Origin of the sequence: Shinella sp. SUS2 (assembly GCF_001262505.1) — a bacterium.
Classification (GTDB): domain Bacteria; phylum Pseudomonadota; class Alphaproteobacteria; order Rhizobiales; family Rhizobiaceae; genus Shinella.
In genome coordinates this window covers 142,443-168,232 of the sequence record NZ_KQ410734.1, presented here as the reverse complement: position 1 = coordinate 168,232, position 25,790 = coordinate 142,443, and the positions used below count along the sequence as shown (strand labels likewise).

Genomic DNA, 25,790 nt, shown 5'->3' with positions numbered 1-25,790 from the left:
AGCGCCGAAGGATCTTCGGCGCCACACAAACCCTGCAAAGGCTGCCGGCAGCCCGCAGGGGCTGCCGTACTCCGTTTCAGCCCGCGGTCCGGAAGGAACGCGCCGCATCCACGATGGCATGTGTATCGATGCCGAAATGCGCATAGAGATCGGCAATCGTGCCCGTCTGGCCGAAATGCTCGACACCGAGCGAAACCGTACGGTTCCCTTCCACCGCGCCAAGCCAGGCGAGCGTCGCCGGATGGCCATCGGTGGCGGTGATGAGGCCCGCATCGCGCGGAACGGTGGAAAGCAGCGTCTCGATATGGCTGCGGGCGCTGGCATCCCCCTGGCGGCGGGCGCGCTGCGCCGCCGTCCAGCCGGCATTGAGCCTGTCGGCCGATGTCACCGCCAGCACCGAAACATCGCCATGCGTCTCGGCGAGACGCCCGGCCGCCATCAAGACTTCCGGCGCGATGCACCCCTGATAGGCAAGCACGATGCGGGTGCGTGCCGAAGGCGGACGCAGCCAGTAGGCGCCGTCGATCACGCCTTGCCGGAAGGCCGGATCCTCGCGGCGAAGCGCGATCTGCTCCAGCGGCCGCGTCGTCAGGCGCAGATAGACAGACCCGCCGGTCTCGTCGCGAAGCCAGGTGCGCCTGTCGTGCGTGCCGTCGCCGTCGCGCTGCATGTAGTCGAAGGACCAGTCCATGATGACGGACAGCTCATCGAGGAAAGCCGGCTCGAAGCTTGCCAACCCGTCCTGGCTCATGCCGATGAGCTGAGAGCCGATCGACTGGTGCGCTCCGCCTTCCGGCGCCAGCGTCACGCCGGACGGCGTACCGATGATCATGAAGCGGGCATCCTGGTAGCAGGCATAGTTCAACGCGTCGAGGCCACGTGCAACGAAGGGATCGTAGACCGTGCCGATGGGCAGCAGCCGCTCGCCGAACAGCGAATGCGACAGGCCGGCGGCACCGAGCAGCAGGAACAGATTCATCTCTGCAATGCCGAGCTCGATATGCTGCCCTGCCGGACCGAACTCCCATTTCTGCGCCGAGGGCACGCGCTCGTCCCGGAAGGTGTCAGCCATCCGCTCGCGGGCGAAAAGGCCGCGGCGGTTGACCCAGGGCCCGAGATTCGTGGAAACCGTCACATCCGGCGCCGTGGTGACGATACGTGCCGAAAGGGCATCGTCACGCTTGGCGATCGCATCGAGGATCTTGCCGAAACCGGCCTGCGTCGACAATTCGCGGTCATCGAGGAAAACCGGGCCGGAGGAGGGCACGGCAGGGGAGGTGAAGCGTCGCGCACCCTTGGCGAAGAACGGCACCGTCTTCAGGAACGCGCGTACGGGGGCAGGCGAGGGGATTGCCCCGAACGTCTCCCACTCCGTACCCGGCACGACACCGACGCGCTCCTGGAACGTCTCCATCTGCGCCTTGGTCATCAGGCCGGCATGATTGTCCTTGTGGCCGGCAAGCGGCGTGCCCCAGCCCTTGATCGTATAGGCGAGAAAGACGGTGGGCCGGTCGTGATCGATACTCTCGAACGTATCGATCAGCGTTTCGAGGCAATGGCCGCCAAGGTTGCCCATGAGATCGGAAAGCGCGGTGTCGCTGCGCGCCGCCAGGAGGTCGGCGACACCCGGCTGCGTGCCGATCTCGTCTGTGAGACGCTTGCGCCATGCAGCTCCGCCCTGAAAAGTCAGCGCGGAATAGAGCTGGTTCGGACAACGGTCGATCCAGTCGCGCAACGTCTCACCGCCCGGTTCCCGGAAGGCGGCCTGCTGGAGCGCGCCGTATTTCAGCACCTTCACATCCCAGCCGAAAGCGGTGAAAATGCCTTCAATGCGCTGCCACAGGCCTTCATGCACCACGCCGTCCAGGCTCTGCCTGTTGTAGTCGATCACCCACCAGGTGTTGCGCAGATCGTGTTTCCAGCCTTCCTGCAGGCATTCATAGATGTTGCCCTCGTCGAGCTCCGCATCGCCGACCAGCGCGATCATGCGCCCGCCGGGCTGCGTCTTCGCCCAGGGCTTGGCAGCAATGTAGTCCTGCACGATCGAGGCAAAGGCGGTGATCGCCACGCCAAGCCCGACGGAACCGGTGGAAAAATCGACGTCGTCGATGTCCTTGGTGCGGCTGGGATAGGATTGCGCGCCGCCGAACCCACGGAAATTCTCGAGTTTTTCGCGTGTCTGGTTGCCCATCAGATACTGGATGGCATGGAAGACCGGCGACGCATGCGGCTTGACGGCAACACGGTCCTCCGGCCGCAGCACATGGAAGTAGAGTGCCGTCATGATCGAGGCGAGCGAGGCCGAGGAGGCCTGGTGGCCGCCGACCTTCACCTCGCCCTTTTCGCGCAGGTGGTTGGCATTATGGATCATCCAGCAGGCATGCCACAGCACCTGCCGCTCCAGGTCCTTCAGGCATTCCAGCTGCGCTGGCGTCAAGGCCGCCTCGTTCATGCTCGTCTCACTCCCCGTCCTCAAATGACCAGGAATGCTACACCGGCACAAACGGGAAAACTGACCGCAGTTGACCGGCAATCACGAAATTGCGAAACAGAATTCCGATAACTCCTCTTTCTGCGGTCAGTCATGCCGATTTCCAAACCAGGCCTCGATGCGGCCTCCATCCGCATCCTCGATCTCCTGCAGCAGAATGCCGAAATGAGCGTTTCGGAACTGGCGGAGGCAACGGGCCTGTCGGCCTCCCCTTGTTGGCGGCGGGTCAACGACCTCAAGGAAAACGGCGTCATCAAGGGTTCGGTCGCGCTGGTCGATGCACAGGCGCTGGGGCTGGCGGTCAATGTCTTCGTACAGGTTTCGCTGAAGCAGCAGGACCGCGAATCGCTCGACGTCTTCAACGCCGCCATCCGCACCAAGCCGGAAATCGTCGAGTGCTACCTGATGACCGGGGAGGCGGACTACATGCTTCGCGTGGTGGTCGAGGACCTGATGAAATTCCAGGCCCTCGTCGTCGACTTCCTCACGCTCATCCCTGGTGTCGCCAACATCCGCTCGAGTTTCGCGCTCAGTCAGATCAAGTATACGACGGCGCTTCCGACTGGCCATCTCAAAGGGCGGCCCTGAGCGGCGAGGACTCCTCCGTCCGGCTCAGGACGGGATGATCTCGTGGGTCTGCTGCGCCTCCGTCAGCAGCGCGACCATCTCCGCCTCCGCCGAGGCCTCATCGCGCGCGAAGACCGCGTCCGCAACCCGCTTGTGGCGCCGGATCCAGCGGTCATCCTCCTCGCTCGTGGCCCGTAGGCCTGCGTGGAAGAGGTGGCGCAGGCCGACCGAAATCAGCTCGCCGAGCGAGAAGAAGAGGCGATTTCCCGACGCGCGCAGGATGGCGATGTGGAAGGCGACATCCTGCTCGACCCGGTCGTTCTCGTCGAGATAGGTCGCCATGCCGCGCAGCGCGCGCCGGACCGTCGCTTCATTGGCCTGATCGTGGTTGCGCGCCGCCATACGCGCCGCCTTCGGCTCGATCGCCATGCGCAGAGCATAGAGGTCCGAGATCGCCTTTTCCGCCTGGTTTGCATCCTGCAGCGCCCAGTCGAGCACCAGAGAATCCATCATGTTCCACCGTTCGGTGGACCGTACGACGACGCCGATCTTGGGTTTGCCTTCGATCAGGCCCTTTGAGCTCAGGATTTTCAGGGCTTCACGCGTCGCGGTACGCGAGGCGCTGAAGGTCTGGCCGATATCGGTCTCGCTGCCGATCACCGCACCCGGCTTGTAGTGCCCGGAAACGATACGTTTTCCCATGGTGGTGACGATCGTCTCGTGGACGCTGACCGATGCTGCGTCCGGCGTCTCCATCTCGTGCTGCTGCGTCAAACCTTGCCCCCCGCCGTCTCTTGTTCCCGCTGGCATAGCGGAAATGACCCCGACGCGCAAACAGTCGCACACAAAATCCAATAGTACTACACTTGACACAAACAATAGTATCGATATGTTCGCGCCATCGTGAGCGAGGCCGGAGGAGCCCGATCCCAGCCCTATGGGATCCAAACGTCGCGGCCACACCGGATCTGAAGAGGAGGAGAGCATGATGAACAGAGAGATACGCCTGAGCCGGCGCCAACTGATGACTGGCGCCGCGGCGGCGGCCTTCGGGCTGACCGTCGCGCCGCGGCTGAGCTTCGCGCAGACGGCAGAAGAAGCGCGCGCAGGTTTTGCCGGCGCCGATGTCGACTGGATGGCCTTCAAGGGCGAGAGCCTGACGATCGAGGCGATGACGCATCCGTGGAGCGCGGCGATCGAGCCCCTGCTGCCACTCTTCACAGAGCTGACCGGCATTTCCGTCAAGCTGAACACCCAGTCCGAGACGGAATACACCTCACAGATGCCAATCAAGCTCGGCGCCAAGTCGGCCGAGCCCGATGTGGTGATGATCCACGCGCTCGGCCAGTTCGTCTCCGCCGGCTGGGCTGAGCCGCTCGACGCCTATTATGCCGACAAGGCACTGTTCGATGCCGCCTGGTACGATCAGGACGACATCTTCGCCATGGCACGCGACTTCCCCGCCCAGACAGACGGGCAGAACTATTCGATGTCGATCACCGCCGAGGCGCAGACGCTGTTTGCCAACAAGGCGATGCTCGGCGAAGCCGGCCTTGCCGTTCCCGCGACGATGGACGACCTTCTCGCTACGGCACTGAAGCTGAAGACCGACACCGTAGCGGGTATCGCGATGCGCGCGAAGTCCGACAGCTCCGCCGGTCCCTGGACCTGCGGCGGCTTCGTCTTCTCCTATGGCGGCGAGATCATCGACGGGGAAGGGCGCTGCGTGCTCGACAGCGATGCGGCAATTGCCGGCGTCGAGATGTATGGCCGCCTGCTGCGCGAGGCGGGACCGATCGGCGTCGGCAATTATCACTGGTACGAAGCCCTGAACGACTTTTCCAGCGGCGCCGCGGCGCTCGGCTGCGACAGCTCGAACTTCGCCACCGACATTTCCAATCCGGAAAAGAGCCTGGTGGCGGGCGATGCTGTCTATGCTGCTCTGCCGCGTGCCGGCGAACACCCCATCAAGCCGAACATCTGGGCCTGGCAGGCCGGCATCAACGCCTATTCGAAGAAGAAGAAGGCGGCGTTCCTGCTCCTCAGCTTCCTCAACTCCAAACCGGGTTGCCTGATGAGTGCGGCCGGCGGGCTCGCCACCGTGCGCAATTCCGCCTGGAAGAGCGAGGCGTTCCAGAAGCGCTTCGGTGCCGAGGCATCGGCAGCCGCCCTCCTCAACCTCAATTCCGGTGACGCCAAAATCTTCAAGGCGGCCTGGTTCCACAAGAAATCCAGCGAGATCCTCGACCCCTTCGCCGTGGCGATCAACCAGGTCGTCACCGGCCAGGCCGACGCCAGGGCCGCGCTGACCGCGGCCACGACGAAGATCAATGCTGCCCTCAAGGGCTGACACGGATTTCAAGCCCCCCGAGCGTTTCGGTCGGGGGGCTCCCGATCAGAAAGGCAGGCCCGTGCCCCTCCGCCAGACCACAATCCAACGCGCCGAGCGCAGCTTCATCCTGTGGATGCTTGCGCCGGCGACGATCCTCATGCTGTCGCTGACGCTCGTCCCCTTCCTCGTCAGCGTCTATCTCTCCTTCACCGATTATTCGCTGACCGCGCCGGACACGATCAACTGGGTCGGCCTCAAGAACTATTCCGACCTGCTCTCTTCCGCCGACTTCTGGGATGCCGCACGCATAACGGCGATCTTCACCATCGTCGCGGTCGGCATCGAGACGGTGCTGGGCGTCGGCATCGCTGCCCTTTTGCATCACGAGGTCCGGCAGGCGTCGTGGCTGCGCGTCATCTATCTCCTGCCGATGGCGATCACCCCGATTGCCGCCACCTTCACCTTCCGGCTGATGTTCAACCCCACGCAGGGTGTGTTGAACTACATGCTCGGCCTGATGGGCGTTTCTCCCAGCGCCTGGACGGCTGCGCCCGAGACTGCGCTCCTGTCGCTCATCCTCGTCGACGTCTGGCAATGGACGCCTTTTATCCTGCTCATCGTGATGGGCGGCATGGCAGCGCTGCCGCCGGAGCCGGAAGAGGCGAGCCAGATGGACGGCGCCGGCCCGTTCCGCACCTTCTTCCTCGTCACCCTGCCGCGGCTGAAGCCCTATCTCGCCCTCGCCCTGCTGTTCCGGCTGATCGATGCCTTCAAGACCTTCGACATCATCTTCGTCCTGACCGGCGGCGGGCCGGGCGTCGCCACGCGCACGCTGAACCTGCTCGCCTACAAATACGGCATCGAGTTCCTGTCGATGGGCTACGCCTCGGCACTGGCCATCGTCATGCTCGTCTTCACCCTTGTGGCAGGCCAGGTTTTCCTTCGCCGGCTCGGCCTGTTCGACCTGAAGGATTAAGCGCCATGAAGCTATTCACCTCCGTCTGGCTGCGCCGGCTGATCCTCTACGTCTTCGCGATCTGGTGCATATTTCCGCTCTACTGGATCTTCATGACCGCGCTGAAGACGCCGATCCAGGCCATGGCTCGACCACCGCTCTTCCTGTTCGAGCCGACCTTCGCCAATTTCGCCAAGGTCATCGGCAACCCGGACATCTGGGCCTATTTCGCCTCTTCGACGATCGTGGCGGCCGGCTCCAGCCTGCTGACACTCGCGCTTGGCGCACCGGCCGCCTACATCCTCGCGCGATACTCCTTCCGCGGGCGCGGCGATTTCGGCTTCTGGCTGCTCTCCTCGCGCATGACGCCGCCCGTCGCCATGCTGATCCCGTTCTTCGTGCTCTACTACCAACTCGGTCTGCTCGATACGCATCTGGGTCTGATCCTCGCCCATGTCACGCTCAACCTGTCGATCGTGGTCTGGCTGCTGCGCGGCTTCTTCTCCGAACTGCCCCGCGAGATCGAGGAGGCGGCAAGCCTCGACGGCGACAACCATTTCCAGGTTTTCGCCCGCATCACCCTGCCGCTCGCCATGCCCGGGCTCATCTCGGTCGGCATCCTGATCTTCCTCCTCTCGTGGAACGAGTTCCTCTTCGCACTGGTGCTGGGGGATTCGGCGGTGCGCACCGTGCCGGTCGGCCTCTATGGCTTCATCGGCTACCAGACGATCGCCTGGGCAGAGCTCTCGGCTTCCGCCAGCCTGCTCATCATCCCCATCATCCTCTTCATCCTTGTCTTCCAGCGCCACCTCATCCGTGGCCTGACCATGGGGGCCTATCGCTGACATGACCGAAATCACGCTTCAATCCGTCACCAAGAGCTGGGGTGCACTCACCGCACTGAAGCCCATCGATCTCCATATCCCTCACGGCGAGTTCCTCGTCCTGCTCGGCCCCTCAGGCTGCGGCAAGACGACGACCATGCGCATCATCGCCGGGCTGGAGACCGCCTCCAGCGGCACGGTGCTGAAGGACGGCGCCGACATCACCAACCGCCTGCCGCGCGAACGCAACATGGCGATGGTGTTCCAGAACTACGCGCTCTATCCGCATATGAAAGTGCTGGACAATGTCGCCTATCCGCTGCGCGCCCGCGGCATGGCTAAGGCCGAGCGGGAAAAGACCGCCCTTGCCGCACTGGAGAAAGTGGGCCTTGCACCCTATGCGAACCGGCTGCCGAAGAACCTCTCGGGCGGCCAGCGCCAACGCGTAGCACTCGCCCGTGCGCTCGTGCGCTCGCCGGATGTCTTCCTGATGGACGAGCCGCTGTCGAACCTCGACGCCAAGCTGCGCGGCGCGATGCGGGCCGAGATCAAGCACATCCAGCGCGAGACCGGCATCACCACCATCTACGTCACCCACGACCAGATCGAGGCAATGACGCTGGCCGACCGCGTGATCATCATGGAGGCCGGCGAAATCCGCCAGATCGGCACGCCGGACCAGATCTACGACGATCCCGACAACCTGTTCGTCGCCGGCTTCCTCGGCTCGCCGCCGATGAACTTCATTCCCGGCGACATCCAGGGCGGTGCCTTCCGCTCCGGTAAGGCCAGCATCGCGGCGGCGGGCATAGCCGACGCGAAAGAAGCCCAGCTCGGCATTCGCGCCGAGGACATCACGGTCGCCACCGAGGGCGAGGCGGGTGACCTCACGGTCACCGTCTATTCCGTGGAGCCGACGGGCGATGCGACGCTTGTCGTCGCCGACCACGGCAAGGGCCGGCTGGTACTCAAGGCCGACAAGCACTTCCGTCCGGAGATCGGCGCCACCGTCAACCTCCGGCTCTCCCCCAATGGCATCCGTTACTTCGACAGCGCATCCGGCGCCCGGCTGAGGACTTCCCAATGAAAATCACCAAACTCGAAACCTTCGTCGTCGCCCCGCGCTGGCTGTTCCTCAAGGTTTCCACGGACGAGGGCATTTCCGGTTGGGGCGAGCCGGTGCTCGAGGGTCATGCGGAAACGCTGGCGGCGAAGATACGCGAGTTGGAAACCCTTCTCATTGGCCGCGATCCACTGCTGATCGAAGACACCTGGCAGATGATCTACCGCAACGGCTGCTACCGCGGCGGCCCCGTCCTGATGAGCGCCATGTCGGGCGTCGACATGGCGCTGTGGGACATCAAGGGCAAGGCCTTCGGCCAGCCGGTGCATGCACTGATGGGCGGCAAGGTGCGCGACAGGGTGCGCACCTATCGCTGGATCGGCGGCGACCGGCCCGACAATCTCGTCACCGATGCGACAGCGCTTATCGAGGCCGGTTATGACGCGTGCAAGCTGAATGCGACCGAGGAGGTCCAGTTCCTCGACAGCTATGCCAAGATCGACCGGATCGTCGCCAAGCTCGGCGAACTGCGCGATGCGGTCGGCACCCGTATGGATCTCGCCTTCGACTTCCACGGCCGCCTGCATGCGCCTATGGCAAAAATCCTGCTGAAGGAAATCGAGCCGCTCCGGCCGATGTTCATCGAGGATGCGGTGGTCTCGGCTCAGGTCGACCACATGGCGGACCTTGCGCGCACCACGTCCATTCCCCTCGTCATCGGTGAGCGCCTGCACAGCCGCTACGATTTCCGCGCCGTCTTCGAAAAGCGCGCGGCCGGCATCATCAATCCGGATACGGCCCATGTCGGCGGCATCTCCGAAATGGTGCGTATCGGCCATATGGCGGAAAGCTACGACATCGCCATGGCACCCCATTGCCCGCTCGGGCCAATCGCGCTGGCCGCCAGCCTCCAGGTCGATGCGATCTGCTACAACGCCGTCATCCAGGAGCAGTCCCTCGGCATCCACTACAACAAGGGCGGCGACCTCAACGACTACCTGAAGCCTGAAAGCCGCTTCAAGATCGAAGCCGGCTTCCTGCCGATCCCGATGGGTCCCGGTCTCGGCATCGACGTGGACGAGGACATGGTGCGCGCCCGCGCCGTGGAAGGTCACGCGTGGCGGGCGCCGGTCTGGCGCCATGCGGACGGCTCGATTGCGGAATGGTGAGATGACGGACTTCGACTACATCATCGTCGGCGGCGGCTCCTCCGGCTGCGTAACCGCGGCAAAACTGGTTGGCGAACATGGCGCCCGCGTCGCACTCATCGAGGAAGGGCCGTCGAACCGCCATCCGCTGCTGCGCATGCCGGCCGGCTTCGTGAAGATGCTGAAGGGCAGCAAATACCTGACCTTCCACAAGACGGAACCGCAGCCGCAGCTCGACGGCCGGTCGCACGACCTGCCGCAGGGCCGCGTGCTCGGCGGCGGCTCGACCGTCAATGCCATGGTCTACATGCGTGGCCGGCGGTCCGACTACGACGAATGGAACCGCATGACGGAGGCCGGCCCCAACGGCATCGGCTGGGATTGGGACGATATCCTGCCACACTACCGCCGGCAGGAAGGCAACCAGTCGCTCGCCGGCCCTGCGCATGGGACGGACGGGCCGCTGAAGGTCTCCAACCCGCGCCATATCGCCGAAATCTCCCATGTCTTTGTCAAGACGCTACAGGAGATGGGGCTGCCGCTGCGCAACGATTTCAACGACGGCACGCAGGCAGGCGTCGGCTACATGCAGACGACGATCGGCGGCGCCCGCCGCTGCGGGGCGGTCGAGGCCTTCATCGAGCCCGTGGCCACCAATCCGAAACTGACCGCCATGACCGGCGTGCGCGTCCTGCGTCTCCTCATCGAAGGCGGCAGGGCGGTGGGCGTCGAAATCGCAGAAGGCGGCCAGATCCGCAAGCTTCGGGCGGCAAACGAGGTCATCCTCACAGCCGGCGCCTTCGGCACGCCGAAAATCCTGATGCTCTCGGGCATCGGCCCGGCACGCGACCTGCGCCGACACGGCATCGCCATCGAGGCGGACCTTGCCGGCGTCGGCGAGAACCTGATGGACCACCACGAGGTTCCGCTGGTCGCTGCCACCCATGAAAAGCTCGGCTATTACGGCGAGGACCGCGGCCTGCGCATGCTCCGCAATGGCCTGCAATACATGCTGTTCGGCTCCGGCCCCGTTTCGACGAACGGCTGCGAGACCTGCGCCTTCATCAATCCGCTCGACCCCGCGGGCGAGCCGATGATCCAGTTTTACTGCGTTCCGACCGTCTATCTCGACCGCGACGTCATGGGTGTCGCGCCCACGGACGGCGTCACGCTCAACTCCTGCCTGCTGCAGCCGAAGGCGCGCGGCACGGTGCGCCTTCGCTCGGCCGATCCGGCAGCCCTGCCGATGATCAATTCCAATTATCTCGGCCATGAGGACGATATCCGCCACGAGATCGCCGGCCTGCGCTTTGCCCGCGAGGTGCTGAAAACCGGGCCGATGGCGAAGGTGATCAAGGGTGAGATTTTCCCCGGTGAGGCCTTCCGCTCCGATGCCGAGCTGCTTGCCCATTGCAAGCGCACGGTCAAGACCAATTACCACCCCTGCGGCACCGCCCGCATGGGAGCCGAGGACGATCCGCTCGCCGTGCTGACGCCGGACCTGCGCGTCAAGGGCATCGAGGGCCTGCGCGTCTTCGACGTTTCCATGATGCCCCGCATTACCAGCGGAAACACCAACGCGCCCGCCATGGCGGTCGCAGATCGCGGCGTTGACATCATGATGGGTGCAGCATGACAAGAACCAACATTCACGACGGCGTCTACGCCGTGCTCTTTGCCCTGTTCGACGCGCAAGAGGCGCTCGATCACGGTGCGATGAAGGCGCAGATCGAGTACTGCGTCGAGACCGGTTGCCACGGCATCACCGTGCTGGGACTGGCGACCGAGGTGCTCAAGCTCACCTTCGCTGAACGCTGCGCACTGGTCGAAACGACAGCACGCGCCAATGCGGGCCGGTTGCCGTTTTCGGTGACCATCGCCGGCAATTCGGTGGGCGAGCAGGTGGAGCTTGCAGCCTGTGCAGCAGCGGCAGGCGCGGACTGGCTCATCCTCCAGCCGCCGATGGTCGGCAGCTATGGCGCGGATGTCTATCTTGACTTTTTCGCCCGTGTCGCGACATCGACCACGCTGCCCGTCGCCGTGCAGAACGCACCGCAATATCTCGGCCGCGCCCTTTCCGGCGAAGACCTCGTCCGCCTGAAGCAACGGGCTCCCAATCTTGCCGCCGTGAAAGCCGAGGACGCGGCGCTCGGCCTGGCCCGCATCATCGACGTGGCGGGCGACAGCCTTGCGGTCGTCGGCGGGCGGGGCGGGCTGGAAATGACCGATGCCCTTCGCATCGGTTGCCGCGGTTTCGTGCTCGCGCCCGACATCGCACCGGTCGCGGCCCGTATCCTCGACCTGTGGCAGGCGGACCGCCACGTGGAGGCCGAGGCGCTCTATGCCGCAGCGCTTCCCGCCGCCACCTTCGTCATGCAGTCGCTCGAACATCTCATCACCTACGGCAAGCGCATCCTCGGCGAAAATGCCGGTATCGCGATCCACGACCGAGCCCCGTGCCTGCCCGTCCAGCCCGTCGGACTGTCGATCGTCCGGCAATGGTCCGAAACCCTTTCCCGCCTGCAACAGGAGCGGCCATGAGCGGCATCGTCCTCGACAATGGAACCCTTCGCCTGCGCCTCGAGCCTGATTTCGGCGGACGGGTAAGCGAACTCACCGATCTTACGACCGGCCGCAACTGGCTGGTTCCGGGGCCTGCAGTCGGCTCGCCCGCCCAGGATGCGACCTTTGGCGTCGAACAGGCACGCGGCTGGGACGAGTGTTTTCCCTCCGCCGCGGCATGCGAGGTGAGCGCCTGGCCGATGACGCTTCGCGACCACGGCGAATTCTGGGGCCGCCAGGTCGACATGGAATCCACGGACGAAAGCATCACGACAACCGGCCGGGCCGGCCCGCTCAGTTTCCAGCGTACCCTGACGCTCGATGGCAATCGCCTCACCCTCGTCTATCGCACCTCGAACGAAGGTTCGCTTGCGATGCCCTATCTGTGGTCCCAGCATCTTCTCATCGCACCGGAAGAGGGCGACCGGCTCCGCTTGCCGGGTATCGAAGCCCTGGACGCGGCCTTCCTCAGCCACAACGGGCACCTTCTTGCGAAGGACCCCGTCACCTTCCCGGACCCGGGCCGGGATGGCCTGCCAGCCCTTGACCGGATCCATCCCCTGAAAACCCGTTTCGCCGCAAAACTCTTTGCCTCCGTGGAAGGGCAGGCCGAGGCGCGTATCGTCGGAGATCGCGGAACCTTCACTCTGCGCTGGAATGCGGAAGCTGCCGGGCATCTCGGCCTCTGGCTGGATTATGGCGGCTGGCCTGCCGAGGCGCCCGTCAGCCAGATTTCCCTCGCCCCCACCACGGCACCGATGGAGAGCCTTGCCGATGCGGTCGCCGGCGGCAAGGCCGTTTGGCTCCAGCCGGGCGAAACGCGGGAATGGAGCCTATCCATCAGCATCGAAGCGGCAAGGGAGAGCTGACATGTCAGAGACGATCTATCCGGACCTCGAAGGTGCGTCCGTCTTCATCACCGGCGGCGGCTCGGGCATCGGCGCCGCCCTCACCGAGGGCTTCCTCCGGCAGGGCGCGCGGGTCGCCTTCTGCCAGCGCTCCGACGCCACCGCCTTCTGCGCAGCGATGGAGCAGAAGACCGGTCGGCGCCCTCTGTTCCTGCCGGCCGACATCAGCGATCTCGCTTCCCTGGAACAGGCGCTGGCTGCCGCCGCACAGGTTCACGGCCCGATCACCGCCCTCGTCAACAATGCCGCCAACGATCAGCGGCACGATACGCTCGCCGTCGACGAGATTTTCTGGGAACAGGCGATGGCCATCAACCTGAAGGCCTATTTCTTCGCCTGCCGGGCCGTGCTTCCAGGCATGAAGGCGATGAACGGCGGCGCCATCGTGAATTTCACCTCGATCAGCTACATGATGGGCAACGCCGGCTATCCCGTCTATGTGACTGCAAATTCCGGCATCAACGGCATGACGCGGGCACTCGCCCGGGAGTTCGGCCCGAACCGGATCCGCGTCAACGCGCTGGCGCCGGGCTGGGTGCTGACCGACAAGCAGAAGGAGAAATGGGTCACCCCCGAGGCGCTTTCGGCCCATCTCGACCGTCAGTGCCTCAAGGACATGCTGGCGCCGGAGGATATTGTTGGCGGCTGCCTGTTCCTCTCTTCCTCGGCGAGCCGCATGATGACCGGTCAGGCCCTCGTCATCGACGGCGGTGTCGTCACCACCGGCTAGTTGCCAGCGCACCCTGCTGGCGCGGCGTCTCCATCGGGGAGAAGCCGAAGCGTTTCTTATAGCAGGTGGCGAAATACTGGCTGGAGGAAAAGCCGCAGTCATAGGCAACATTGGTGACGGATTGCTGGCCGCTCTCCAGGAGCTGCCGGGCAGCATTGAGCCGCAGCATCTGCAGGTAGCGCACCGGCGTCATGTTGGTCAGCACCTGGCAGTGCTGGGTGAACTGGGTGCGAGAGAGGTTGCACTCCGCTGCCATGTTCTCCAGCGTCCAGTCCTCCTCCAGCGCATGCCGAAGCCGCTTCAGGAAAATCTCCACCGTACGCTTGGAGCTTGCAAGCGCAAGGTCGAGCACGGGCGCCTCGTTCTCCAGCATCTGGCGGAACTGCAGCAACATCATCGAGATCAACAGGCGCAGTCGCGCCTCGCCGCCCTCGATATCACCCCCGGCGACCACGTCATGGATATCCAGGAAGGTGCGGGCGACCTCGCGTGACGCAAGGTAGGAGATCTGCTCGTTTTTCGACAGGAGCTCGCTTAGCCGCTTGCGGTCCCGCTCCGGCCAGCCGATCCAGTCAGGCCAGAGCCAGGTCTCGTGCGGCCGACGCACACCCATGTCCATCAGCACCCAGATGATATGGCTGGCACCAATGGTCGGGTCGCCGAGCGCATGGAGCTGCCACGGCCGCACCACGAACATCTGCCCCTCGTTGATCACCGTCTTGCGGCCGTCCATCGTTATCGCAAGCGAGCCGCGCGCGAGATAGGCAATCTTGACGCCCTCGTTGCAATGCTCGCGCAGCCCCCAGTCCTGCGGTGTCGTCGCGTCCCAGCCACCGACCGAACAGACCTGCGGCAGCGCCTTGCCAAGATCGGTTCCGGGGTAACCGCGGCGCGTCCAGGCATTGAGTGCGACCTGCCCGGCAAGCGAGGCCTTCATCAGGTCCTGGCAATTTCCGGCATAGAGCAGGGCGCCCGGCTCGCGGAAAACTGCCGGCCGATTGACGGCCCGTTCGTTGCTGGCCTTGCTCATGGCTTCCCCCGGGATGTTTAAAATTTACCAGTCGTCCATTTCGAACGCCGGAAGCGATTTATTGCGCAATGCTGCGCCATCATCAAGCGTTAAACGGAGGCGCTGGTGATTTGCCATTGAAACTCAATGGCATGGAGGAAGCATCGGGAGGACAGGCCAGTGCGGATAGGGTTCCACACGGACGCATTCAACTCGGCCTATTGGTCGTTCGAAAAATGCTTGCAGTGGGCGAGCGACAATGATGTGCACTTCATCGAGTGCGGCCTGATCGATGGCGTGAGCTGGATCCATGGCCTCGGCTACCAGCCCCATGTCGCCCTCTATGAGGACCCGGTTCTGCTGCGCCGGAAGATGGAACAATATGATGTGCGCTTTTCCCAGGTCGATGCCGCTTATCCGCTCTCCGGCGCGGACGGCCCGCTCCGGGGCGTGCCCTATGTACTGAAATCGATCGCCTGGGCCGCGCAGGCCGGCAGTCCCTGCGTCGACACGACCGATGGCCTGCATATGCCGCCCGGGCTTACCGAAGAGGAAGCGATGGCGCTCATGAAGCGCAGCTACGAGACGATCATCGAGGTCGCCGAAGCGCACGAGATCGTCGTCAACATCGAACCGCACGGCCATTTCACGACACGTCCCGAATTCATGGCGCGCATGCTTTCCTTCGTGGATTCCCCATGGCTGCGCATGAACATGGATACCGGCAACACCTTCATCGCCGGCCAGGAGCCGGCGGAGTTTCTGCCGCTCTTCATCGACAAAGTCAGCCACGTTCATGTGAAGGATGTGCCGCAATCGTTGGCGGCAGCCGCGCGCGGCGGGCAGACGGGCATCGCGGTCAGCCATTGCGCGCTCGGCGACGGGGTCAATGCCGACAATATCAGGGTCTGCCTCGCCCAGTTGCGGGATCATGGATATGCCGGCGTCCTCAGTCTCGAATGCGAGGGGGCGGCGGGGTCGATGATCGAAAAATCACTGTCCTGGATTCGCGTAACCTGCCGCGACCTCGGCATCACACTGCATTGAGCATCTCATGAAACTTGGCATCAATCTCCTTTGCCTGACCGATTTCGTCGAGGACAGGCACCTAGCAAGCATCAGACGCTTGCAGGATCTCGGCTATGACGGCGTCGAAATCCCCGTCCTGAAGGGCAACGTCGCACATTACGAACGTCTCGGCCGGGAACTGGATGCCCTGGGCCTTGGCCGGTCGACCACGTCGATCGTGCCGACGCCGGAGGCCAACCCCGTCAGCCCCGATGCCGAAATACGGGCGCGCGGCCTCACCCATCTCGACTGGGCGCTGGATTGCGCCATCGCGCTCGGCGCCGAAAGCATGGGCGGCCCGTTCCACGCGCCGATCGGCGTCTTCACCGGGAGCGGCCCCAGCGAGGACGAGTTGAAATACGGGGCGGACGCACACCGCGCGCTGGCCGAGCGGGCAGCAGCCCACGGCATGCATCTCAGCCTCGAGCCGCTGAACCGCTTCGAAACCTACTATCTCAACACGATGGAGCAGGCGCACGCCTACGTCGATCGGGTCGGGCATCCCGCCTTCAGGATCATGTACGACACCTTTCACGCCAATGTGGAGGAAAGCCGGCCGGAGGCGGCGATCCGTCTGATCGGTCGCGACATCGGCGTCTTCCATGTATCGGAGAACGACCGTGGCATCCCCGGGCGCGGGCACATAGACTTTCCCGCTATGTTCAGGGTGTTGAAGGAGATCGGGTATGACGGCTGGCTGACCCTGGAGGCATTCGGCGCGGGTCTGCCAGCCATCGCGACGGCGACCCGCGTCTGGCGGCCGCTGTTTCCCGACTTCGAGACGCTTTTCAGCGAAAGCGCAACGTTCATCCGCAAGACATGGGCAGCAGCATGAACCAGAACGTCCCTGCCATCGAGATGCGCGGCATCACCAAGAGCTTTCCCGGCGTGAAGGCGCTGAAGGGCGTCAGTTTCCTCGCCCGTTCCGGCGAGGTCCATGCCCTTGCCGGCGAAAACGGTGCCGGCAAGTCGACATTGATGAAGATCCTCTCCGGCCTCTACCGGCCGGATGACGGCGCGGTCGTCGTGGCGGGCGAGGAACGGCATTTCCTCCATCCGCTGGAAGCCATCCGCGCGGGCATCGCCGTCATCTATCAGGAATTCTCCCTGCTTCCGGAACGCACCGTCGCGCAGAACATCTTCCTCGGCCGGGAGCCGACCCGTCGCGGCTTCATCGACATCAGGGCGATGAACGAGGAGGCGCGGCGCGTGCTGGCGCTGTTCGGCTCGGCACACCGCATCGAGCCCGACACGATCGTGGCCGATCTCGATGTTGCGAGCCAGCAACTCGTCGAGATCGCCAAGGCTGTATCGCTCGAAGCGCGGGTCATCGTGATGGACGAGCCGACCGCAGCGCTCAACGAGGCCGAATGCGAGGTGCTGTTCGATCTCGTCGATACGCTGAAGCACCGCGGCGTCGCAATCATCTACATCACCCATCGCATGCGCGAGATCACCCGGCTTGCCGATCGCGTGACCGTTCTGAAGGACGGCGAGACGGCGGCGAGCTTCGACCATGTACCGGAACCCGACACGATCGTACGCACCATGGTCGGCCGCGATATCGGCGACTTCTATGCGGAGCCGGCAAGGCCGGAGGAAATCGGCGACATCGTGCTCTCCGTACGCAATGCCGGGAATGATCAGCTGAAGAACATCTCCTTCGCGCTACGCGCCGGCGAGATCGTCGGCTTTGCCGGTCTGCAAGGGGCAGGGCGGGTGGCACTCGCCCAGGCGATCTTCGGCCTTGCCCCCTTTGCCGAGGGCGAAGTCGTGTTTGCCGGAAAGCCGTCCCGCTTCACAAATCCGCGCGATGCGATCCGCGCCGGCATCGGCCTTCTGCCCGGCGACCGCAAGGCCGAAGCGCTCCTCCTGATGCAGTCGGTCATCGACAACGGCATGTTGACGGCACGCGCGCTTTCCGGCCTCGCCGGCAGTGCCGATGCGACGCCGTTCGTCTCCACCGGGGCGATGGAAACACTAATGCGCGATCTCGACGTGCGTGCCGGCAGTCTTTCCCAGGACATCAAGGCGCTCTCCGGCGGCAACCAGCAGAAGGCCATCGTGGCACGCTGGCTGGCACTCGCGCCCCGACTGTTGATCTTCATCGAGCCGACACGCGGCATCGACGTCAACGCAAAGGCCGGCATCTACCATCTCATGCGAAACCTCGCCCGCAAGGGGGCGGCGATCATGATGGTCTCGTCCGACCTGCCGGAAGTGTTGGGCGCTGCCGACCGCATTCTCGTCATGCGCGCCGGCGAACTCGTTGCCGGCTTTGCCCGCGGCGTAACGGAAGCCGATGTCATGCTTGCCGCGACAGGCGAAGAAGCGGTGGCGGCATGAGCGCGGCAATCCCCTCAAAGCGCCGGGCCTGGCGCATGGAACGATACGCTCCGGCGCTGCTGCTGGCCGTGGCGCTTCTCGTCTATGTCGCGATCGCGCTCGGCCTCGGCCTGACGCGTTTCCTGACGCCCGAGGCCGGCATTGCGATCCTCAATCGATCCATCGCACTGGGCATCACCGCCGTTGGCCAGACCTTCGCCATCCTCGTCGGCTCGATCGATCTGTCAGTGGCGCACCTGATCTCCGCCTCGGCCGTCGTCGCCTCGGCCATCATGAACGGCGATCCGGCCATGATGCTGCCGGCCGTCCTCGCCGTTCTCGCAATGGGCGTGCTGGTCGGCACGCTGAACGGGCTGCTGATCACCCGGCTGGAGGTCAACCCGCTGATCGCCACGCTTGGCATGGCGCTCATCATCCAGGGCTGCCTTGCCTCCTTCCATGGGCGCTTCGGCGGCTCCGTACCGAATGCATTCCAGATTTTCGCCTATGGCACGGTGCTCGGCCTGCCGGTCGGCCTGCTCGTGCTGGCGCTTCTCGTCGTTGCGGCTTGGGCGATGCTGCGGTTCACCCGCTTCGGTTCCAACATCTATTCGGTCGGCGGCAACCGGGATACGGCACGCGCCGCCGGAATCAAGACGACCCGGGTGGTGATTGCCAGCCACATCATCTGCAGTCTCTGCGCTTCCCTGGCCGGCCTCTATCTCGCCAGCCGCCTCAAGTCTGGTTCGCCCTGGATCGGCACGGAGGGCGCCTACGACCTCGAGTCGATTGCGGTCGTCGTCATCGGCGGAACAATCCTCTCCGGCGGCAAGGGCGGGATCTGGGGCACCGTTGCCGGCGTCATCGTCTTCTCGCTGATCGACTCCATCTTCAATCTCGCCGGGGTCGACGCCTTCGCCAAGCAGGTCATGCGCGGCATCATCATCGTTGCGGCCGTCGCCTTCTACGCCGTGCGCTCCAAGAGGATAGTGGCATGATCCAGGATACCGCCGGCACGGCAAGGACAGGTGGCGGCGCGCGCCTGCCGAAGATCAATCCCGTCTTCTTCGTGCTCGCGGCGCTCATCGTCGCCATCACGCTGTCGAACCCGAATTTCGTCGAGCCTACAGGCTACATGAACTTCCTGAAGCGCGCGGCCCCGCTCGCCATCCTCGCCGCAGGGCAGATCTACGTCATTGTTTCCGGCGGCTTCGACCTCTCCGTCGGTTCGCTGATCACGCTGACCGTGGTCGGTTCGTCCATGCTGCTCAACAACAATGCCGATGCGACCTGGTGGGTCATCCCGGTCATGTACGCCATCGGACTTGCCGTCGGCGTGGTGAACGGCCTCGTCGTCAGCTTTCTGCGGGTGCCCTCGCTGATCGCGACGCTCGGCATGATGATCACGCTGAACGGGGCGGCCTTCATGTGGTCGAGCGGCTCACCGCGCGGCTATCTGCCGGAAACGTTCCGCTTCTTCGGGCGCACCAACATCCAGGGCATTCCGCTCATCCAGTTCCTGCCCATCGCTCTGCTTGTGTTGCTGGCCTTCGGGCTCTGCCTGTTCTGGCTCATGCACCGCACCAGCCTCGGCCGCATGCTGCACGCGATCGGCGACAACCCGCGGGCAGCGCAGATGTCGGGTGTTCCATTGGAACGGGTCCGGATCATCGCCTTCGTCGTCTCGTCGCTGAGCGCGGTGACGGCCGGCATCCTGCTGGGCGGTTTCGCCGGTGTCTCGACCGATGTCGGCGTCGGCTACGAATTGCAGGCGATCACCGCCTGCGTCATCGGCGGGGCGCAGCTTCTTGGCGGGCGCGGCTCGGTGCCGGCCTCGATTGCCGGCGCGCTGACACTGACGGCCATCTTCACGCTGCTCAATTTCATCGGCTTGCCGAAGCCAATGCGCGATGTGGTGCAGGGCGTGATCCTGATCGTCGCCGTCGTGCTTGCCACCTACCGGCGCAACCGCGCCGGCGGGACCTGATTTCGCCGGCCGCAAGGCCGCCGGGAGGAACCTGAACATCATGATCAAATGGGAGTGAGACATGAAAAGACTGCTGACAGCCGCCCTTTCGGCGACCCTCATCGCCACCACGGCACAGGCCCAACAGTTGAACTTCGACGACCCCGCCGAGTTCGACAAACAGCGCGCCCTGCTGACGGCCAAGGCCAATGGCCCCGAGGGAGAGCCGTGGGCGCAATATTACGGTGACCAGATGGCCGACACTGCGCAGTACAAGAAGGAGGGCCCCTACACGATCTGCTTCTCCAATGCCGGCGTGAACAATGCCTGGCGCGTGACGGGCTGGACCAACATGCAGGCCGAGGTGAAGCTGCATCCCGAGATCAAGGAGCTCATCCATGTCGACGCCGAGGGCTCCGACGACAAGCAGATCTCCGACATCGACGACCTGATCAACGGCGGCAAGTGCTCGGTGCTGATCGTTTCGCCGAACACCACCGCGGCCCTGACCCCGGCCGTCGAGAAGGCCTGTGCCACGCTGCCGGTCATCGTCTTCGACCGCGGCGTCAACACCCGCTGCCCGGTGACCTTCATCCATCCGGTCGGCGGCTATGGCTTCGGAATCCAGGCTGGCGAATTCTTGGCGGCCAATGCCGCGGCCGGCGCCAACGTGCTGATGCTGCGCATCGTGCCCGGTGTCGACGTGCTCGAGACCCGTGCCTCGGCGGCAAAACGCGTCTTCAAGGAGAAAGGGCTGACGGTCATCGGCGAGGAATTCACCGAAGGCGACAATGCCAAGACCAAGTCGATCGTCGAGGACTACCTGCAGCGTGGAGCGATCGATGCTATCTGGATGGATGCCGGTGCGACGGCCGTCGCGGCGCTGGAGGCCTTCGAGGATTCCGGCCTGCCACTGCCGCTCATCACCGGCGAGGACCAGCAGGACTTTCTGGTGAAGTGGAAGCAGGAAGGCTTCAAGGCGATCGCCCCGACCTATCCCACCTATCAGTGGCGCACGCCGATTATCGCTGCAGTGAAGATCCTCAAGGGCGAGGCGGTGCCTGGCCCGGAATGGGTGATGCCGCAGCCGGCAATCACGGCCGAGACCCTCGACCAGTATGTCAACGACAAGATGCCGCCGCTGCATCATGCCATGTGCGGCTGCGAGAAACTGCCCGACTATCCGGCTGCCTGGGGCGGCCAGTAAGAGAAGGGGCGGGGCCGCGAACGCATGCGGACCCGCCCGCCGAACACCACGGCGGAAACGCGTCGGGTATCGTACCCGGCGCGTCTTTGTGAGGCGGAAACAGCAGGGCATCCCTTGCGGACAGGCCTGATAATTGCTTCGCTCCCGGCACCATCATTCGGGAAAAGCGAGCAATGCTGTTAGAAAACCTTTCCCTCTTTCTGCGCATCGTCGAGAAGGGCGGCCTTGCGGTCGCGGGCCGCGAGGTCGGCCTGTCACCTGCCACCGTCTCGGAGCGCCTGGCATCGCTGGAGGCCTACTATGGCGCGGCGCTTCTGACCCGCACGACACGGGCGATCAGCCTGACGGAGGAGGGCAGGGCCCTTGTCGAAGGCGCGCGGCGACTGCTTGCGGAGGCGGAAGAGTTGGAAAGCCGCGTGCGACGCGGCGCAAATGTCATCTCCGGGCCGATCCGGCTCAGTGCGCCGGAAGATCTCGGCCGTCATCTGCTCGTGCCGGTCATCGACGCCTTCCTGGCCGAACACCCCGCCGTCACCGTCGATCTCAACCTGACGGACGGCAATGTCGATATCGTCGGGCAGGGCATGGATTTCGCCATCCGGCACGGCATGCTGGCTGACAGCAGCCTCAGGGCGAAGTCGCTCGGAGAGAACCGCCGTGTCGTCTGTGCGGCGCCGGCCTACCTGGCCGCCCATGGCACGCCCGTCCATCCGGACGAGCTTGCTGCGCACGACTGCATCGTCATGCGTTTCGGACAGAATATCGACCGGGATTGGCCATTCCTCATCGACGGCGTGATGCGCAAGGTCACCGTACACGGGCAGCGTGTCGTGAACGATGGCGGACTGGTACGGCAATGGTGCCGGGAGGGAAGGGGCATCGCCCTGAAATCGATCCGGGACGTTGCCGACGACCTAGCCACCGGCGCCCTGGTGGAACTGCTTGAAGATTTTTCCGCTGGCGGCACGGCATTGCAGATCGTCTATCCGCCAAGCGCCGTACAACCGCGGCGCGTGCGCATGCTCATCGACCGCATCGCCGCGACCCTTTCCAAGGGCCGCGGCGCCTGAGTCTCAGGAGGAGACCTGGTCGAGGAAGATCAGGCGCAAGGGTTCCTCCAGGAGATCATCGATCGTCTGAGCGAAAGCCTGGAAGTAGGCTGTTTCGAGATGCGCAGTGAGCGCGGCCTGACTAACGAAGGCCTCGCGCATGTAGAAGGTGCCCGGTTCGTCGCGCAGCTCGAAGAGCACATAATCGAGATTGCCGGGCTCGGCACGGGTCGGCTCGATAAGAGTGAGCAGTCCCTGTCGCAGCGCCTCGCGTTTACCGGCTTTCACCTTCAGGACGGCGATGGAAATCAGTTTTTCGGGTTGTGTCGTCATCGGATCCTCTTTCCCTTCGAGGCGCGGATCGCCATCGGTGACCCGCGCTTGTCGTCTCAGAAACCGGCAAGCACAATCTTGCCCTTGGCCTTGCCGGATTCGATGAGCGCATGGGCACGCTTGAGGTTTTCCGCGTTGATGGTGCCGAAGTTCTCGTTGAGGGTCGTCTTGATCTTGCCGGCATCCACCAGGTCGCCGACCCGGTTCAGCAGCGCGTGTTGCTTTTCGATATCGGCGGTGGAAAACAGCGAGCGGGTGAACATCAGCTCCCAGTGCAGCGAGATCGACTTGCGCTTCAGCGGCAGGGCGTTCAGCACCTTCGGGTCGTCGATCAAACCGAAGCGGCCTTGCGGCGCAATCAGCTCCACAATGTCAGCGATATGATCATCGGTGTTGGTCGTGGAGAAGACGAAGGCCGGCTGGCCGATACCGAGGCTTTCCACCTGCGCAGCAAGCGGCTTGCGATGATCGATGACATGGTGGGCGCCGAGCGCCTTTACCCAATCCTGCGTTTCCGGCCGAGAGGCGGTGGCGATGACCGTAAGATCCGTCAATGCCCGGGCGATCTGGATGGCAATGGAACCGACACCGCCGGCACCGCCGATGATGAGGATGGCGTTTGCCCCACCGGCAACGGGCCGGGTCACGTCCAGCCTGTCGAACAGCATTTCCCAGGCGGTGATCGCCGTGAGAGGCAGAGCGGCAGCGGCCGGAAAGTCGAGCGAGGCCGGCTTCCTGCCGACGATACGTTCGTCGACCAGATGATATTCGGCATTGGTGCCGGAACGGTTGATGGCCCCGGCATAGAAGACCGCGTCACCGGCTTTGAACAGGCTTGCCTGTGGACCGACGGCGGTGACGATACCGGCCGCATCCCAGCCCAGCACTTTCCACTGACCGGGGTCGGCCTTCGCCGAAGCGCGAATCTTGGTGTCGACCGGATTGACGGACACTGCCTTCACCTCGACGAGGATGTCGCGTCCCGCAGGCACCGGGCGCGGCAGGTCAATGTCGACAAGGGCCGTTGGGGCGTCGATGGATTGCGGATTTTCGTAGCCGATGGCTCGCATCTTGAAACTCCTGAACATGCGGGGCGGAAAGCAGGGCTTGCCGGACAGATGACCCGGCGAGATCGTCTTGCCGCCGGTATGAACAGGGAGAAGATATGTCGCGCACCCTTGGCCGATAATTGCCCGGTTGTAAAATTGATAATTCGGATTTTCCGCAGTCTGCCCTGCTGCATTCATCCAGAACGGCATTTGATCGAATGGTCCTCGCAGGCAGGTCCATCCTGCGGTGAGCGTGGTCGCCTCGCCTTTTCGGTTTCCGACATTGAAAGCCGCAATATATGACGCTATATTGCGTCATTATAAACGGCAACTTCGAAAGGAAATCGCCATGGGCCTTGCCCAATATGCTGACGGCGGGCTCTTCGTGCCGCGCAAGATCGCCGATGCCCTGCGCACGACGAGCGAAGAGATCGCGCGCACGGCCGGGCTTGGAAAGGATGCCGTCCAGCGCAAGGACCGTGTCCGCTCCGACAAGACGCAGCGGCGCCTGCGCGAGATGATCGAGATCGTCAACAAGGTCGAGCCTCGTTTCGGCTCGGCGCTGATGGCCTATGCCTGGTATCGCTCCGAGCCGCTTCCCGGCTTTTCCGGCCAGACGGCCATGCAGCTGGTTCGAAGCGGGCGCGCGGACGACGTGCTCGACTACATCGACGCCGTCGATGCCGGCATCCACGCATAGTCCCGCAGATGCACTACCAGGGAAAACTATACCGGGCACTGAACCCGGTCTATGCCCGCGAGCCGTTGTCCGGGCGTGGCGCCGAGCTCTATGGCGGCCGGTTCAATCCAAAGGGCACGCCCGCGCTCTACACATCGCTGTCGATCCTCACCGCACTGCGGGAGGCGAACCAGGTCGGCAATCTGCAGCCGACCACCCTCGTTTCCTATGATGCCGATATCGCCCGGATTTTCGACTGCCGCGATCCGGAAGCCATGCGTGCGGAGGGCATGGACGCAAAGACCCTCGCCGATCCGACCTGGCGCGACCAGATGCGCACTTTCGGAACCTCCCGGACACAGGACTTCGCCCGTCGGCTTTCAGCCGCGGGCTATCACGGGCTGCTCGTGAAGAGTTTTGCGCCGGCCGCCGTGGATGACGACCTCAATCTCGTCCTGTGGACGTGGGGCGATGTCCTGCCCAGCCGCCTCGCCCTGATCGATGACGAGAACCGCCTGTCGCGATAACCCGCAAGGCGATCGGCAGGCAACGACGTTGCCTGCCGACGGGACGCACATCGTATCGGAACGGACTACGGCCGTGTAAGCGAGAAGAGAACGACCTGCGTCGCGGGCGTCTCCTTCTTCGTCTTATCGGTTACGGCCAGGTAGAGCGTGTCCGAGAGGCGGGCCAGACCTTCGAAATTGTCGTTGAGCAGCGTGCTTGACCCCGCGCTAAGATCGATTGCCGTGCAGGCCTCATCGGCACAACCCTTGGGATCGACGACACGCAGGCGCCCGACACTCGGCCCGCCCTTGGTCTCGCGGGTGCGTTCGAGCACCAGAAGCTCGCCGCCCGGCATGGTCTCGATGGCCTTCAGGTTGCTGCGCTTCGGCTGGAAGGTCGCGAACGTCCAACGCCCACCGTCAAGACCATAGATCGTATGGCTGTCACCCGGTTGGCCCTGCATCGCCTCCTCCGGGGCGGTCACGATGCCGCCGTCCTGCAGGACAGCCACCGCTTCCAGCCGGCTGTTCGGTTCATTGTACTGTGCGGCATCCGACAGCGCTTCCGGCAGCGGCACGGCGGCGATTGCCGTACCGTCCGGCTTGAAGCGATGGATGGCGGGGCCGTCCTCGAAGGCGATGAGGAGCTCGCCATCGGAGGGCGTGCCGTTGTCGCCATTGATGACGGCCAGCCCCTCGGCATTGACGAGGGCAGGCGTCGTCCCGGTGGCGAGCCGCACGGAGAACACCGGTTCCATGCCTGTGATCTTGTCACCTTCGATCTGCAATCGGAAGTGATGCAACACACCATCGTCCGAAACCGCATAAAGCAATTTGTCGTCAGCATCCCAGGCAAGCCCGGACAATTCGCTGATCGTACGACCATCCGGACCCGTAGCGGCCACCCCCCGGCCGTCGAGCACGGTCAGGGCAAACGATGCCGGTTGCGCGAAGGCGATGGACGCCGGCATGAGGACGGAGCCGCAAAGAAGCAGCGCATTCAGGATTTTCTGGATCAT

25 protein-coding genes are annotated in these 25,790 nt (G+C 64.1%); 19 read left to right on the top strand and 6 right to left on the bottom strand.

What is annotated here, in order from left to right:
- Positions 1-76: 76 nt before the first annotated feature.
- Positions 77-2,452 (bottom strand): transketolase-like TK C-terminal-containing protein, encoded by a 2,376-nt coding sequence (locus tag AKG11_RS20480; protein ID WP_050745282.1) that lies wholly within the window; start codon positions 2,450-2,452, stop codon positions 77-79.
- 132 nt (positions 2,453-2,584) lie between these two features.
- Here AKG11_RS20480 and AKG11_RS20475 point away from each other — a divergent pair, with 132 nt between their 5' ends.
- Entirely contained in the window at positions 2,585-3,079 is a 495-nt protein-coding gene (locus AKG11_RS20475; protein ID WP_050745281.1) for an Lrp/AsnC family transcriptional regulator, read from the top strand.
- Between the two features lie 24 nt (positions 3,080-3,103).
- Here AKG11_RS20475 and AKG11_RS35155 read toward each other — a convergent pair whose 3' ends face one another.
- Positions 3,104-3,832: a FadR/GntR family transcriptional regulator gene (locus tag AKG11_RS35155; RefSeq protein WP_050745280.1), complete on the bottom strand. Its 729-nt coding sequence runs from the start codon at positions 3,830-3,832 to the stop codon at positions 3,104-3,106.
- 211 nt (positions 3,833-4,043) lie between these two features.
- Here AKG11_RS35155 and AKG11_RS20465 point away from each other — a divergent pair, with 211 nt between their 5' ends.
- The 9 genes from AKG11_RS20465 to AKG11_RS20425 all read left to right on the top strand — a co-directional run bounded on the left by AKG11_RS20465 (position 4,044) and on the right by AKG11_RS20425 (position 13,580).
- The gene (locus AKG11_RS20465; RefSeq protein WP_050745279.1) at positions 4,044-5,408 is read left to right on the top strand and encodes an ABC transporter substrate-binding protein; all 1,365 of its coding nucleotides are present in this window, start codon (positions 4,044-4,046) and stop codon (positions 5,406-5,408) included.
- Between the two features lie 61 nt (positions 5,409-5,469).
- A complete protein-coding gene (locus AKG11_RS20460; protein WP_050745278.1) occupies positions 5,470-6,366 on the top strand; it encodes a carbohydrate ABC transporter permease in 897 nt (298 codons plus the stop codon).
- Between the two features lie 5 nt (positions 6,367-6,371).
- Complete coding sequence (locus tag AKG11_RS20455; RefSeq protein ID WP_050745277.1) at positions 6,372-7,190, top strand: carbohydrate ABC transporter permease; 819 nt, start codon at positions 6,372-6,374, stop codon at positions 7,188-7,190.
- Between the two features lies 1 nt (position 7,191).
- Positions 7,192-8,256: an ABC transporter ATP-binding protein gene (locus tag AKG11_RS20450; RefSeq protein WP_050745276.1), complete on the top strand. Its 1,065-nt coding sequence runs from the start codon at positions 7,192-7,194 to the stop codon at positions 8,254-8,256.
- A complete protein-coding gene (dgoD, locus tag AKG11_RS20445; RefSeq protein WP_050745275.1) occupies positions 8,253-9,401 on the top strand; it encodes a galactonate dehydratase in 1,149 nt (382 codons plus the stop codon). The genes AKG11_RS20450 and dgoD overlap by 4 nt, the downstream gene beginning before the upstream one ends.
- 1 nt (position 9,402) lies before the next feature.
- Entirely contained in the window at positions 9,403-11,016 is a 1,614-nt protein-coding gene (locus tag AKG11_RS20440) for a GMC family oxidoreductase (RefSeq protein WP_050745274.1), read from the top strand.
- Positions 11,013-11,921: a dihydrodipicolinate synthase family protein gene (locus AKG11_RS20435; RefSeq protein ID WP_050745273.1), complete on the top strand. Its 909-nt coding sequence runs from the start codon at positions 11,013-11,015 to the stop codon at positions 11,919-11,921. Before AKG11_RS20440 ends, AKG11_RS20435 begins: the two co-directional genes overlap by 4 nt.
- Positions 11,918-12,811, top strand: coding sequence for an aldose epimerase family protein (locus tag AKG11_RS20430; RefSeq protein ID WP_050745272.1), 894 nt, complete (start codon positions 11,918-11,920; stop codon positions 12,809-12,811). Before AKG11_RS20435 ends, AKG11_RS20430 begins: the two co-directional genes overlap by 4 nt.
- Position 12,812: 1 nt before the next feature.
- Entirely contained in the window at positions 12,813-13,580 is a 768-nt protein-coding gene (locus tag AKG11_RS20425) for an SDR family NAD(P)-dependent oxidoreductase (RefSeq protein ID WP_023512803.1), read from the top strand.
- Here the strand turns inward: AKG11_RS20425 and AKG11_RS20420 are convergent.
- On the bottom strand, positions 13,567-14,610 hold the full coding sequence (locus tag AKG11_RS20420; RefSeq protein WP_050745271.1) for an AraC family transcriptional regulator: 1,044 nt from the start codon (positions 14,608-14,610) through the stop codon (positions 13,567-13,569). The genes AKG11_RS20425 and AKG11_RS20420 overlap by 14 nt on opposite strands.
- 219 nt (positions 14,611-14,829) lie before the next feature.
- Between AKG11_RS20420 and AKG11_RS20415 the strand changes: the two genes are divergently transcribed.
- The 7 genes from AKG11_RS20415 to AKG11_RS20385 all read left to right on the top strand — a co-directional run bounded on the left by AKG11_RS20415 (position 14,830) and on the right by AKG11_RS20385 (position 22,225).
- Positions 14,830-15,636, top strand: coding sequence for a sugar phosphate isomerase/epimerase family protein (locus AKG11_RS20415; protein ID WP_050745270.1), 807 nt, complete (start codon positions 14,830-14,832; stop codon positions 15,634-15,636).
- A 7-nt stretch (positions 15,637-15,643) separates the two neighbouring features.
- Entirely contained in the window at positions 15,644-16,492 is an 849-nt protein-coding gene (locus AKG11_RS20410; protein ID WP_050745269.1) for a sugar phosphate isomerase/epimerase family protein, read from the top strand.
- The gene (locus AKG11_RS20405; RefSeq protein WP_050745315.1) at positions 16,489-18,003 is read left to right on the top strand and encodes a sugar ABC transporter ATP-binding protein; all 1,515 of its coding nucleotides are present in this window, start codon (positions 16,489-16,491) and stop codon (positions 18,001-18,003) included. The genes AKG11_RS20410 and AKG11_RS20405 overlap by 4 nt, the downstream gene beginning before the upstream one ends.
- Positions 18,000-18,980, top strand: coding sequence for an ABC transporter permease (locus AKG11_RS20400; RefSeq protein ID WP_050745268.1), 981 nt, complete (start codon positions 18,000-18,002; stop codon positions 18,978-18,980). Before AKG11_RS20405 ends, AKG11_RS20400 begins: the two co-directional genes overlap by 4 nt.
- Positions 18,977-19,969, top strand: a complete 993-nt coding sequence (locus AKG11_RS20395) for an ABC transporter permease (RefSeq protein WP_050745267.1) — start codon at positions 18,977-18,979, stop codon at positions 19,967-19,969. The genes AKG11_RS20400 and AKG11_RS20395 overlap by 4 nt, the downstream gene beginning before the upstream one ends.
- A gap of 61 nt (positions 19,970-20,030) precedes the next feature.
- On the top strand, positions 20,031-21,155 hold the full coding sequence (locus tag AKG11_RS20390) for a substrate-binding domain-containing protein (RefSeq protein WP_050745266.1): 1,125 nt from the start codon (positions 20,031-20,033) through the stop codon (positions 21,153-21,155).
- A gap of 173 nt (positions 21,156-21,328) precedes the next feature.
- Positions 21,329-22,225, top strand: a complete 897-nt coding sequence (locus AKG11_RS20385) for a LysR family transcriptional regulator (protein ID WP_050745265.1) — start codon at positions 21,329-21,331, stop codon at positions 22,223-22,225.
- Positions 22,226-22,228: 3 nt separating this feature from the next.
- Here AKG11_RS20385 and AKG11_RS20380 read toward each other — a convergent pair whose 3' ends face one another.
- Both AKG11_RS20380 and AKG11_RS20375 read right to left on the bottom strand, forming a co-directional pair.
- Positions 22,229-22,537, bottom strand: coding sequence for a putative quinol monooxygenase (locus AKG11_RS20380; RefSeq protein WP_050745264.1), 309 nt, complete (start codon positions 22,535-22,537; stop codon positions 22,229-22,231).
- A 56-nt stretch (positions 22,538-22,593) separates the two neighbouring features.
- Positions 22,594-23,607, bottom strand: a complete 1,014-nt coding sequence (locus tag AKG11_RS20375) for a zinc-binding alcohol dehydrogenase family protein (RefSeq protein ID WP_050745314.1) — start codon at positions 23,605-23,607, stop codon at positions 22,594-22,596.
- 328 nt (positions 23,608-23,935) lie between these two features.
- Between AKG11_RS20375 and AKG11_RS20370 the strand changes: the two genes are divergently transcribed.
- Positions 23,936-24,286: an MbcA/ParS/Xre antitoxin family protein gene (locus AKG11_RS20370; protein WP_023513655.1), complete on the top strand. Its 351-nt coding sequence runs from the start codon at positions 23,936-23,938 to the stop codon at positions 24,284-24,286.
- Positions 24,287-24,294: 8 nt separating this feature from the next.
- The gene (locus AKG11_RS20365; RefSeq protein ID WP_050745263.1) at positions 24,295-24,792 is read left to right on the top strand and encodes an RES family NAD+ phosphorylase; all 498 of its coding nucleotides are present in this window, start codon (positions 24,295-24,297) and stop codon (positions 24,790-24,792) included.
- Between the two features lie 65 nt (positions 24,793-24,857).
- Here the strand turns inward: AKG11_RS20365 and AKG11_RS20360 are convergent, their stop codons facing one another.
- Positions 24,858-25,790, bottom strand: a complete 933-nt coding sequence (locus tag AKG11_RS20360; protein WP_023513653.1) for an esterase-like activity of phytase family protein — start codon at positions 25,788-25,790, stop codon at positions 24,858-24,860.